The following is a 10528-nucleotide window of genomic DNA, read 5'->3' on the forward strand; positions in this document are numbered from 1 at the left end:
GAACAGCTTCGACAACTCCCGCGCGTCCCTGGGCGCCACCTTGGACGGGTCCGCGATCTCCGGCATGCCCGTCGCGGCGTGTTCGGTGGCCTGTGCGGTCGTCGTCGTCATGATGTGCCCTCCCGGTGGATCGGTCGTCGTGTCACCTTGTCGGCCGACGACCGGTCGCCTACCCCGGGTCAGGCATCGCACACCTGGCGGAGTGCCGCAAAGACGGCGAGGAGTCCGCAACGGTGCCTCAAACGCCCAGGTAGAAGCGGACCACGGTGCCCTCGTCGGTCGTGTGGACCCGCACCAGATCGGCGACGTAGTGGACGAGCAGGAGGCCGCGGCCACCGATCTGCCCGCGCTCCGGAGGCCGTCGGCCGGCGAGCGGATCCGTGAGCCGGCCCCCGTCGCGGACCTCGCACACCACCTGTCCCGCCTCGGCCCAGACCGCGACCGTGCCGTCGCCGCCCCCGTGGACCACGCTGTTGGTGATCAGTTCGGACACCGCCAGTTCCGCGTCCTGCAGCCGTTGCCCGGTCAGCCCGAGCGAGGCCGCCCGGTCGGCCGCGAAGCGGCGCGCCGCGGGCAGCTCCCCGGACCCGAAGGCCAGGGCGTCGGCGTCGGGAGCGGGTCCGAGCGGCTCGTTGTAGCGGTCGACGACCGCGCGCCAGTCGTACCCCTCGCTGACCCGCTCACTGCCTTCGGTGATGACCGTCGGGTGGGTGATCAGGGCGTCGGCCAGGACGTCCGCGGCCAGCCGGGTCTCGTCGTACGGGCACAGGATCGTCGCGGGACGGTCCGCGAAGGCCGCGTTGATCAGCGCCTCGTGCTGGGCGCACGCCGGGTACTCCACGGCACTGCGCTCGGCCCAGACCGGCTCGCCGATGATCCGCACCCGTACGCGCCGGTGCGCGTCGGCGAACGCCCGCAGCACGCCCGGGATGATCCGCCCCGGGTTGCGCCCGGCCTCGGTCATGTCCAGGAAGGTGACGTCCCGCGCGTCCGTGCCGAGTCCCGCCCGGACCAGCTCCAGGTTGGGGCCCGGCACGGCCACCGCCACCGGTTCGCCGGCGGCCAGTCCCTCCCGTACGAACGCCACCGTCCGGTCGGTGTACTCGGCCGCCGAGCGGTAGAACAGCGCCGGATGGACGAACGTCCCGTCGGTGGTTGCCGTGCTCATCGGGGCGCCACCTCGATCCGGTGTAGGGACGGCCAGAACAGGTCCAGCACCCTCGGCAGTTGCGGCGGCGGGTGCTCCACCACGACCCGGCCGACGGGCAGGTTCATCGCCGTGACGGCCAGTGCCGTCACCCCGGCCACATCCACGAACCGCACCCCCGACAGTTCCACGTAGGACACGTCCGTGTGCCTGCGGGACAGGTCGGTGAGGGCGTTCTCCCAGGAGAGCCGGGTACTCACGTTGATCTCACCACTGGCCCGGATGCCGGGCCGACCGGGCAACGGGCCCACGTCCAGCAGGGCACCGTTCCCGGCGCGGGCCGGACCGCCTTCGGCACCTGTGCCATCCACACTCGATCCCCTCCGGTACTCCACCGGGCACCCGCGGAAGCCCGGGCGCCTCTCCCGGCCAGGCAGCCTAACCCGAGCGGGCGCCCTACGCCGGTGAGGGGACATACAGGCGACAGCCGGGCGAAGCGGGGAACAAGACACTGAGCGCGTCCTCGGAAGGGAAGACTGGGCATGTTTGAAGCCGAAAACATTCGTGACTGGCGCGGCCTCGACGTCGTGGACTACGACGGCCGCAAGATCGGGACCCTGGAGTCCATCTATTTCGACACCCTCACCGACCGGCCCGCGTTCGCCACGGTCACCATTGGCCTGCCGACCCGTCGGCGGCTCGTCTTCGTGCCGGTGGACAAGGCCACCGTCGCACCGTCCTACCTGAAGGTGACCTACGACAAGTCGCTGGTGAAGGACGCGCCCGGGATCGACCCGGACGGTGAGCTGGCGGCCGAGGACGAGGGCGCGGTCTTCGCCCACTACCACCTGCCCTACGAGCAGGGCAGCCGCGGCGAACGCCGCCTCGGCCGGCGCTGACCCCGCGGGCGGTGCCCCGGCCGCGCGGCCGGGGTACCGCCGTGCGGGTCCGGGCGGTCCGGCTAGGCGATTTCCGCGCCGCGTGCCGCCGCCTCCGTCTCGGACGTCGCGCTGCCCGTGGCAAGGGTGCCGCCGGCGCTCTCCAGGTGCGCCCGCACGAACCACTGGAACTGCTCCAGATCCCTGAGCTGGCCGATCAGGAGGTCCTCCGTGGCCGTGTCGATCTTGCCGGCCTCCTCGATCGCCGCGCGCATTCCCTGGACCACGCCGGTGTACACCACGTCGAGCGCGCCGAGATGGGCGATGGCGTCCGCCCGTCCGATGGAGTAGTCGTCCCACTTGCGTTCGGCCACCAGCGCCCCGGGCGTGCCCTGGGCCACCCCGCCGAGCGCGGCGATGCGCTCGGCGACGTCGTCGGCCATGTCGCGCACCTGGTCGACCTGGGGGTCGATCATCTCGTGGACCGCGATGAAGTGCGGACCCACCACGTTCCAGTGCACGTGCTTGAGGGTCAGGTGCAGGTCGTTGAGGGCGTGCAGGCGCAGCCGCAGCACACCGATGAGCCGTCCGGCGGCCTCGCGCTCGATGCCGGGGACCGTGTACTTCGGGGTCAGGTCGTGCGTCATGGCGGACCTCAGCTCCTCATGCGTTTCGTACGTCATTGCTCGTGCACGAATGCCCCGTATCGGCTCCGGCAGACATGCGCGGGCGGCTTCCGGATCAGGCGGGCGGGGCGGGCAGCGGCATCGCGCCGAGCGCGCGCGCCGCGTGCACCAGGTTGGACGCCATGGCCCGGCCGGTGGAGACCGACCAGTCGTGGCCGCGGTCGTCGTCGAGGAAGTCCGGACCCGGGCCGGGGCCGAGGTGCCAGTAGGTCCAGGCCTGGCCGGGGATGGTGTAGCCGATGTCCGCGAGCCCGCCGCTGATCTCGCTGATGACGTGGTGGGCGCCGTCCTCGTTCCCGGTGACCAGGACACCGGCGACCCGGTTGTAGGCGACCGGGCGGTCCTCGTCGTCGGTCTCACCGAGCATGGCGTCCATGCGTTCCAGGACCCGCTGGGCGACGGAGGAGGGGCGGCCGAGCCAGGTCGGCGACGCGATGACCAGGATCTGGGCGGCGAGCAGCTTCTCGTGCACGCCCGGCCAGTCGTCCCCGTCGCCCATGTCGGTCTCGACCCCCGGTTTCAGGTTCAGGTCGACGGCCCGTACGACGTCCACCTCCGCCCCGTGGCCCTTGAGCGACGCGATGACCGTGGCGGCGAGTGCCTCGGTGTTCGACGGCTGGGGGGAGGGTTTGAGGGTGCAGTTGATGACGAGTGCGCGCATGCCCACCCGTGTTCCCCGGCGGGAGTCACGCTACCGTCGGCCGTATGGCTGACGAGTGCTTCCGGCATCCGCGGCTCGCCGCGCTCCACGACGTGTTCGACACCGACCGCGGCGACCTCGTCCCGTATCTGCGCATGGCCGACGAGTTCGGCGCCCGGAGCGTGCTGGACATCGGCTGCGGAACCGGGGTGTTCGCCCTGCTGCTGGCCGACCGCGGCCTCGACGTCGTCGGTGTCGATCCCGCCGGGGCCAGTCTCGACGTGGCCCGCGGCAGACCGGGCGCCGAGCGGGTGCGCTGGATCGAGGGCGACGCCACCTCGCTCCCGCCGCTGCGCGTCGACCTCGCGACCATGACGGCGAACGTCGCTCAGGCGATCACCGACCGGTCCTCCTGGCAGGGCACACTGCGCGGCGCGTACGAGGCCCTGCGGCCCGGCGGCCACCTGGTGTTCGAGACCCGGGACCCGGCCCGGCGGGCCTGGGAGGAGTGGACCCGCGAGCACACCCACCAGGTCGCGGAGCTCCCCGGTGCGGGCACCGTCGAGAGCTGGTGCCGGCTGCTGGACGTGAGCGGTCCGCTGGTCACCTTCCGCTGGACCTACGTCTTCGGCGCGGACGGCGACGTGCTGACCTCCGACTCGACGCTGCGCTTCCGGGACCGGGCGGAGGTGGCGGCCGACCTGGCCGAACAGGGCTACGTCGTTCGGGAGGTGCGCGGGGCCCCGGACCGCGCGGGGCGGGAGTTCGTCTTCGTCGCGCGGCGTCCGGAGGCAGCGGGACGCTGACGCCGCCCGCCGGAAGGAACCCCGGGAACCGGCAGCCAACGCCCTTCCCACACTGCCAGGCCGCCCTCATGACGCGGCCCCCTCCGGGCGGCCATCCTCGCCGCATGGCCCGTTTCCAGCACACCGTGACCCTCGTCCCCGTACCCCGCCGCTGGTTGGAGGCGTGCGTGGCCGCGCTGTACGACCTGGCGCAGGACACGGCCGTCGAGGGAGGGCGGCTGCGGCTGCCCGACGGACGTCCGCTGCCCGGCCTGGTACTGACGCGGGGCCGGCATCTCGGGCCGGGCGCGCAGTACCGGCCCGTGCACGAGGAGGTCGGGCGACCGGACGCGGACCAGTGCCTCACCGTCCTCTCCTGGGACCGCCGCCGGGAGACGGCGCTGGAGGTCGTCACCCTCGACGACGCCCCGGCCCGTCCCGCCCGGCTGGTCTGCGCCCTCGGGCTCACCAGCGCCGAACGGCCCCGGCAGGCGTGGCTGTCGGCGACGCTGCGGTCGGGTGGCGAGCGGGCGAAGTACCTCGGCGGCACCGGACGGCTGCGCCTCGACCTCGGCAGGTGGTGGCAGGCGACGAGCCATGGCCGCCACCCGTCCCGCGCCCCCCTGAGCGGGGCCCTGACGCACGCGCTCGCCCGCGTCTCGGTGACGGCCGTACCGTGCCTGGCCCCGGACGGACGCTGGCGGGTGACCGTGCGGGCACGGGTCAGGGGCCGCTCCGTCGCCCGCCCGCTCCTGCCGCTCGCCACGGCGGTGCTGGGGCGTCGCGCCCGGCGGGCCTGCGCCGAAGCCCTGGAGCGCGCGGCGGCGGCATGGAACGCACAGGTCCCCGAACTGGTCCGCAAGGACGGCGAGCGACTGGGCGCCGAACTGGCCGACGCCCTGCTCGGTTCGTGAGACGGCGGCCGAGCCCGAGCATGCCACCTGGCGCGTGGAGGGCGCACGCGAGAAACGAGTGAGCCCTGTACGCGCCCCCTTCGCGGTACGGACAATCCAGTGACCCTGACCACCCGGCGGAAGACGCGGTGTCGTCCGGCCGCCGACTCCCGGGAAGCAGGTCGATCGCCATGCTGTTGCGTCAGCCCACGACCGTGACCGAAGCGCAGGAGTGCATGGCGCAGGGCGCGGTGCCCATCGGCGGGGCCACTCTCGTCTGGGCCACCTGGCAACGCGACGGCTTCCCGGAACTGGCCATGTCGCTGCGCGGACTGCCGGAGGCGACCGTCGTCGAACCCGAGTCACTGGGCGCGGCCGTGGTGCTGCACCGCATGGACGACCGGGTGCCGGAGGTACTGCGCCGGGCGGCGGGCTCGGTCGGCACCGGAGCCGTACGCCGGACGGCCACGGTCGGCGGAAACCTCGTCGGCAGCAGCCTGCGCTGCCTGTTGCCCGCGGCCCTCGTCCTGGACGCCCGCGCCACGGTGCTGGGCCCGGACCGGCCCTACGAGACCGATCTGGCCGAGGTGGTGGCGAAGCGTCACCTGCTGCTCGGCCTGCGCTGGCGTACGCCGGTGGCCAGCGGCTACCGCAAGCAGCCCGCCGAAGCCGGCGGTCCGCCGCCCCTGGTGGTCGCCACCGCCGTGCACGTCGACGGCGAGGGCCGGCACCTGCTGCGCGTCGCCGTCCGCGAGGGCTACGACGTGCTCAGCGAGAGCGCCGGGTGCGACGCGGGCCCCGACGAGACCCTCGACGCCCTGGAGCGGACGGACATCGGCGCCCTCCCGGCCGGGGCCAGGGACGTGGTGCGCGAGCAGGTCACCGACATCCTGGGCCCCCTCGCCGGCCGCTGAACCCGGCGGCCGTGAGGGGGCGGACCGTGTCAGCCCTTGGCGAGGGCCTTGACGCGGTCCAGGGACCCGTTGAACTTGTCGTGGTCCCCGACGGTCGGTCCGGATGAGGTGTACTGCCACATCGTGTGGAAGTCCCAGCCGGCCGGGAGCGTCCCCGCGGTCGAGGCGTACCGGGCGATCCACAACGGGTTGCTCGCGCCGAAACCGCTGTAGTTCCCGGTGCACTGCGTCCACCAGTTGGTGGAGGTGTAGAGGGCGGCATGGCGGCCGGTGCGCTGCTTGTACCGGTCCAGGAAGGCTCGGATCCAGCTCACCATCTGACTGTGCGTCCGTCCGTAGCAGGTCGCCCCGTACGGGTTGTACTCGATGTCCAGGACACCCGGCAGCGTCTTGCCGTCCTTGGACCAGGCGCCGCCGTGGTCGACGAAGTAGTCGGCCTGGGCGGCGCCGCCGGCGGTGTCCGGGGTCGCGAAGTGGTACGCGCCGCGGATCATGCCGACGTCGTACGAACCGCCGTACTGCTGGGCGAAGTACGGGTTCCGGTAGGAGGTCCCCTCGGTGGCCTTCACATAGGCCCACTTCACGCCGCTCTTCCAGAGGGTCGACCAGGCGACGTTGCCCTGGTGGCTGGAGACGTCCACACCCTCGGTCTGGGCGACGCGGGTGCCGACGGGGTGGCCCTGGACCCCTTCGTGGGCGAGGACGCCGGTGCCCATGTGGGCGGTGCCACGAGCGGGCGTCCGGGTGTCGTCGGCGGAGGCGGTGGCCGGAACCGCGGCCACCGTCAGGAGGAGTGACTGGGCGGCGAGGATGACGCCTGAGGTGAGCAGGCGTGAGTGGCGTTTCGCCACGGTTATGGGTCTGCGCATGGCACCCATCCGAACCGCAGTCGGGCCCCGCCGCATCCCACAGTCGCCCAGACGGTGTTGGGGGTGGTCTCAGACCGATGCCCCGGAGAGGGACACGGCCTGTCCGGTGACCCGGGTGCGCGGATCGCGCGGACTCACCTCGATCAGCAGCTCGCTGGTCCGGCCCATGTCCTCGCCCTGGCGGATCGCGATCGTGCCCGGCCGGGTGACCAGGCCCAGCTCACGGAGGTACCCGCCGAACGCCGCGGCGGCCGCACCCGTCGCCGGGTCCTCCACGACGCCGCCGACGGGGAACGGGTTGCGGGCGTGGAAGCGCTCCGCCGACTCGCGCCACACCAGGTCCACCGTCGTCCAGCCGTACCGTCGCATGACCTCGGCGAGCGCGTCGAAGTCGTAGTCGAGGTCGGCCAGCCGGGCCCGGGACGCCGCGGCGAGCACGAGGTGGTCGTTGCCCCCGAACGCCACGTGGGCGGGGAGCGCGGGGTCCAGGTCGGCGGGGGTCCAGCCGAGCGCCCGCAACGCGGCGTCGCGTTCGGCGGGGAGAGCCGGGCGCGAACGCGTCGGCACGCTGGTGAGGGTGGCCCGCACCGCTCCGGTCCCGTCGACCGCGGTGGACACCGGGATCTCACCGGCGGGCGTGTCGAGGACGACCTCGCCGGGACCCAGCCGCTCGGCCAGGGCGACGGCCAGCGCGACCGTCGCGTGCCCGCAGAACGCCACCTCGGCGAGCGGACTGAAGTAGCGGACCCGGAACCGGCGCCGCTCCACGTCGCCGCCGGTGACGAAGGCGGTCTCGGAGTAGCCCACCTCGGCGGCGACGGCGAGCATCGCCGTGTCGTCCAGCCCGGAGGCGTCGAGGACCACCCCGGCCCGGTTCCCGCCCGCCGGGTCGTGGGTGAAGGCCGAGTAGCGCAGGATCTCCGTCGTCATGGCGGACACGCTGCCAGCCGCCGGACGATCGTGTCCAACGATCGTTCACGATCCCCTCCATCGCGAAACCGCATACCCTGGCTCCGTGGACACCCGGCTGCTGACGACCTTCACCGTGCTCGCCCGCACCGGCGGCTTCACCGCCGCCGCAGCCGAACTCCACCTGGCCCAGTCCACGGTCACCGTGCACATCCGCACCCTGGAACAGGACCTCGGCGTGCGGCTCTTCGACCGCCTGCCCACCGGCGCGCTGCTCACCGACGCCGGCCGCCGGCTCCTGGAACGGGCCGAGGAGGTGCTCGACGCCGTGGCGCGGCTGCGGGCCGCGAGCGACGACGCCGGTGCCGTGTCGGGGCGGGTCGTGATCGGCAGCCCGGAGTCCCTGTGCGCGAGCCGCCTGCCGGGACTGGTCGCCGCGCTGCGCACGAGCCACCCCGAGATCGACGTCCACCTGTACGCGGCCGGGACCCGGGAGTCCGTGGAGGGACTGCGGTCCGGACGACTCGACCTCGCCCTGCTGCTGGAGGAGGAGACGGACTTCCCCGACGTGACGTCCGAGCCGGTCGGCCGCGAGCCGCTCGTCCTCGTCGCCGCCCCCGGACACCCGCTGGCCGCCCGGGAGCGGCGGGCGAGCTGGCCGGAGCTTGCGGGGGAGAGCTTCTTCCTGCTGGAAGAGGGCTGCTCCTACAGCGACGCGCTGGCCCGGCGACTGCTCGAGGTGCCGGACGGCAGGCCGCGGCTGACCAGGTTCGGCAGCGTGGACGCGGCGCGCAACTGCGTCGCGGCCGGGCTGGGACTGACCCTGCTGCCCCTGACCACGGTGACGGAGGAACTGCGGCGCGGGCGCCTGGCCCGGGTCGAGGGCCCCGGCTTCCCCGACACACCCGTACGGCTCGCCCGGCACCGCAGGCGATGGACGGCACCCGCCGCACGTGAGGTCGCCCGGGCGCTCGCCCGCCATCTGGGCGACTGAGCGCACTCACCCGGCCCCGTCCACGGAACGTCCGGCCCACAACACCGGCCGTTGGAACACCCGCCACAGGCAGAACGCCTGTACCACATCGGTGCGTTCGCTGGGCGAGATGTCGGGAAAGTTCGCTCCTCGGTGGGGTCCGCGGCTGGTCCGGCATGCGCGGTCAACCCGGTGACTAGCATGAGCCGCAAGCCCGCCGGAGTGATCACCACTCGCCGGTGGCACGGCTCCGGCCCGCGGCCGACCCAGGTCGACCGGCCCCTTCCCCGCTCTCAAGGACCCGAGGGACCGCGGAATGTCAGTGTCTGCACCCCCCACCCCGCCCCGGACGCAGAAACCCCGCCGCTCCACCCCAGCCGTCGCCCTGCTCGTGCTGCCGGCCGCCGCCGCGGCCGCCGGTGCCGCCTGGGCGGCCGCTCCCGAGGCCGCTCGGAGCTGGACCGCCACCCTCGCCGTGACGTCCTGGCTGTGCGTCGCGGTGTCCGTCGTCCTCGGCTCCCACCTGGTCGGACGGGCGCGCCGGACCGCGGCGGCCCGGCGGACGGAGATCAGCGCCCTCAAGGCCCAGCTCGCGCAGGAGAACGCCGGGCTCGTGCATCTGGTCAACGTCGCGTTGCCGGGCATCGCGCAGCAAGTGCGCGACGGCACGGGCGCGGACGAGGCCGTCGCCCGCACCGCTCCCGCCTCCGGCCCCCACCTGCGTCAGGTCGTACAGAGCTTCGCCGTCCTGGTGCAGGACGCCGTACGGCAGGCCGCGGACGCCGAGTCCCGGCGGGAGCAGGCGGTGCGGGAGACGCGCCGGGTCACCGCCGAGCTGGAACACCTGACGAACAGCACCCTGCCCGCCGCGGTGGAGAAACTGCGGGACGGCACCTCGGCGGAGAACGTCCTCGCCGAGCTGGAACGGCCCCGGGGAGCACCGGCCCGCGCCTGCGCCGAGCTGTTCGTCCGGGAACTGGCCCACAGCGAACGGCGCACCGCCGCCGCGCAGGCCGCCTCCGCCAAGTCCCTCAGCCGCGTCCAGGCCAAGGCCGTCAGCATGCTCGCCGACCTGAGGGACATGCAGGATCGTCACGGCGAGGAGGTCCTCGGAGACCTGCTGCGCCTGGACCACAGCACCTCGCAACTCGGCCTCATCACCGACCGGCTGGCCCTGCTGATGGGCGGGCGCTCCAGCCGGGCCTGGAACCGGCCCATCGTGATGGAGAGCATCCTGCGCGGCGCCGTCGGCCGGATCGCCGCCTACCAGCGGGTGCGGATGCACTGCTCGACCGATGCCGCGATCTCGGGGTACGCGGCCGAGGGCGTCATGCACCTGCTGGCCGAACTCATGGACAACGCCGCCAACTTCTCGCCGCCCATCGACGAGGTCCACGTCTACGTGGAGGAACGTACCGCCGGAATCGTCGTCACCATTGAGGACAGCGGGCTGAAGATGGCCGACGCCGCCATGCGCCACGCCGAACAGGCGGTGTCGGGGCGGATGAACGACCTCGCCTCGTTGCAGGGCACGCGCCTCGGCCTCGCCGTGGTGGGACGGCTGGCCGCCAAGTACGGCGTCGGCGTGAGCTACCGGCCCTCGTCGCGCGGCGGCACGGGCGTCGTCGTCCTGGTGCCGCCCCAACTGCTCGCCCAGCAGCGGGACCCGGGACCCCCGCTGACCGGCCGTACCTTCGGCGGGGGCGGCGCCTCCACCGTCCCCGGCCCCGCCCCGGCCGCAGAGGCCCCGGCCTTCACCCGGCGCGTCCCGGACGCCCGGCCGGCGGAGCGGACCGGCCTGCCCGAACCGGCGGCGCACCCCGGACCCGCGCCC

The 10528-nt window shown here is 73.5% G+C and carries 12 protein-coding genes and 1 pseudogene; 6 read left to right on the plus strand and 7 right to left on the minus strand.

Annotation, left to right across the window (positions count from 1 at the left end; translation table 11 throughout):
- The 3 genes and pseudogenes from BZZ08_RS39990 to BZZ08_RS37300 all read right to left on the minus strand — a co-directional run.
- Window positions 1–111 (minus strand): annotated as a pseudogene (locus tag BZZ08_RS39990) (RNA polymerase sigma factor SigF); the annotation flags it as partial.
- A gap of 127 nt (window positions 112–238) precedes the next feature.
- Window positions 239–1168 (minus strand): anti-sigma factor RsbA family regulatory protein, encoded by a 930-nt coding sequence (locus tag BZZ08_RS37295; RefSeq protein WP_104636580.1) that lies wholly within the window; start codon window positions 1166–1168, stop codon window positions 239–241.
- Window positions 1165–1518, minus strand: coding sequence for an STAS domain-containing protein (locus BZZ08_RS37300; protein WP_104636581.1), 354 nt, complete (start codon window positions 1516–1518; stop codon window positions 1165–1167). Before BZZ08_RS37300 ends, BZZ08_RS37295 begins: the two co-directional genes overlap by 4 nt.
- A gap of 171 nt (window positions 1519–1689) precedes the next feature.
- On the opposite strand from BZZ08_RS37300, the gene BZZ08_RS37305 reads away from it, so the two are divergent.
- The gene (locus BZZ08_RS37305; RefSeq protein ID WP_104636582.1) at window positions 1690–2046 is read left to right on the plus strand and encodes a PRC-barrel domain-containing protein; all 357 of its coding nucleotides are present in this window, start codon (window positions 1690–1692) and stop codon (window positions 2044–2046) included.
- A gap of 62 nt (window positions 2047–2108) precedes the next feature.
- On the opposite strand, the gene BZZ08_RS37310 is transcribed toward BZZ08_RS37305, so the two are convergent.
- Both BZZ08_RS37310 and BZZ08_RS37315 read right to left on the minus strand, forming a co-directional pair.
- Window positions 2109–2672, minus strand: a complete 564-nt coding sequence (locus BZZ08_RS37310) for a Dps family protein (RefSeq protein ID WP_104636583.1) — start codon at window positions 2670–2672, stop codon at window positions 2109–2111.
- A gap of 94 nt (window positions 2673–2766) precedes the next feature.
- Entirely contained in the window at window positions 2767–3372 is a 606-nt protein-coding gene (locus tag BZZ08_RS37315; RefSeq protein ID WP_104636589.1) for a flavodoxin family protein, read from the minus strand.
- A gap of 44 nt (window positions 3373–3416) precedes the next feature.
- On the opposite strand from BZZ08_RS37315, the gene BZZ08_RS37320 reads away from it, so the two are divergent.
- The 3 genes from BZZ08_RS37320 to BZZ08_RS37330 all read left to right on the plus strand — a co-directional run bounded on the left by BZZ08_RS37320 (window position 3417) and on the right by BZZ08_RS37330 (window position 5943).
- Window positions 3417–4157, plus strand: a complete 741-nt coding sequence (locus BZZ08_RS37320; RefSeq protein ID WP_104636584.1) for a class I SAM-dependent methyltransferase — start codon at window positions 3417–3419, stop codon at window positions 4155–4157.
- 104 nt (window positions 4158–4261) lie between these two features.
- Window positions 4262–5050: a hypothetical protein gene (locus BZZ08_RS37325; RefSeq protein ID WP_241965661.1), complete on the plus strand. Its 789-nt coding sequence runs from the start codon at window positions 4262–4264 to the stop codon at window positions 5048–5050.
- A gap of 170 nt (window positions 5051–5220) precedes the next feature.
- Window positions 5221–5943, plus strand: coding sequence for an FAD binding domain-containing protein (locus tag BZZ08_RS37330; protein ID WP_104636586.1), 723 nt, complete (start codon window positions 5221–5223; stop codon window positions 5941–5943).
- 29 nt (window positions 5944–5972) lie between these two features.
- Here the strand turns inward: BZZ08_RS37330 and BZZ08_RS37335 are convergent, their stop codons facing one another.
- A complete protein-coding gene (locus BZZ08_RS37335) occupies window positions 5973–6812 on the minus strand; it encodes a lysozyme (protein ID WP_104636590.1) in 840 nt (279 codons plus the stop codon).
- A 69-nt stretch (window positions 6813–6881) separates the two neighbouring features.
- The gene (locus BZZ08_RS37340; protein WP_198601924.1) at window positions 6882–7742 is read right to left on the minus strand and encodes a PhzF family phenazine biosynthesis isomerase; all 861 of its coding nucleotides are present in this window, start codon (window positions 7740–7742) and stop codon (window positions 6882–6884) included.
- Between the two features lie 85 nt (window positions 7743–7827).
- On the opposite strand from BZZ08_RS37340, the gene BZZ08_RS37345 reads away from it, so the two are divergent.
- Both BZZ08_RS37345 and BZZ08_RS37350 read left to right on the plus strand, forming a co-directional pair.
- Window positions 7828–8715 carry a LysR family transcriptional regulator gene (locus BZZ08_RS37345; RefSeq protein ID WP_104636588.1) on the plus strand — a complete coding sequence of 296 codons (888 nt, stop codon included), beginning with the start codon at window positions 7828–7830 and terminating at the stop codon, window positions 8713–8715.
- A gap of 295 nt (window positions 8716–9010) precedes the next feature.
- A partial coding sequence (locus BZZ08_RS37350) for a sensor histidine kinase (protein ID WP_104636591.1) occupies window positions 9011–10528 on the plus strand: 1518 nt, incomplete at its 3' end.

It is taken from the genome of Streptomyces sp. MH60 (assembly GCF_002939385.1).
In the GTDB taxonomy this organism is placed as follows: domain Bacteria; phylum Actinomycetota; class Actinomycetes; order Streptomycetales; family Streptomycetaceae; genus Streptomyces.

What these genes read in the sequence shown, in the direction of transcription:
- BZZ08_RS37305 (WP_104636582.1), top strand. Translation starts at nt 1,690, where the DNA reads ATGTTTGAAGCCGAAAACATTCGTGACTGGCGCGGCCTCGACGTCGTG.
- BZZ08_RS37295 (WP_104636580.1), bottom strand. Translation starts at nt 1,168, where the DNA reads ATGAGCACGGCAACCACCGACGGGACGTTCGTCCATCCGGCGCTGTTC.
- BZZ08_RS37320 (WP_104636584.1), top strand. Translation starts at nt 3,417, where the DNA reads ATGGCTGACGAGTGCTTCCGGCATCCGCGGCTCGCCGCGCTCCACGAC.
- BZZ08_RS37325 (WP_241965661.1), top strand. Translation starts at nt 4,262, where the DNA reads ATGGCCCGTTTCCAGCACACCGTGACCCTCGTCCCCGTACCCCGCCGC.
- BZZ08_RS37340 (WP_198601924.1), bottom strand. Translation starts at nt 7,742, where the DNA reads ATGACGACGGAGATCCTGCGCTACTCGGCCTTCACCCACGACCCGGCG.
- BZZ08_RS37335 (WP_104636590.1), bottom strand. Translation starts at nt 6,812, where the DNA reads ATGCGCAGACCCATAACCGTGGCGAAACGCCACTCACGCCTGCTCACC.
- BZZ08_RS37330 (WP_104636586.1), top strand. Translation starts at nt 5,221, where the DNA reads ATGCTGTTGCGTCAGCCCACGACCGTGACCGAAGCGCAGGAGTGCATG.
- BZZ08_RS37315 (WP_104636589.1), bottom strand. Translation starts at nt 3,372, where the DNA reads ATGCGCGCACTCGTCATCAACTGCACCCTCAAACCCTCCCCCCAGCCG.
- BZZ08_RS37310 (WP_104636583.1), bottom strand. Translation starts at nt 2,672, where the DNA reads ATGACGCACGACCTGACCCCGAAGTACACGGTCCCCGGCATCGAGCGC.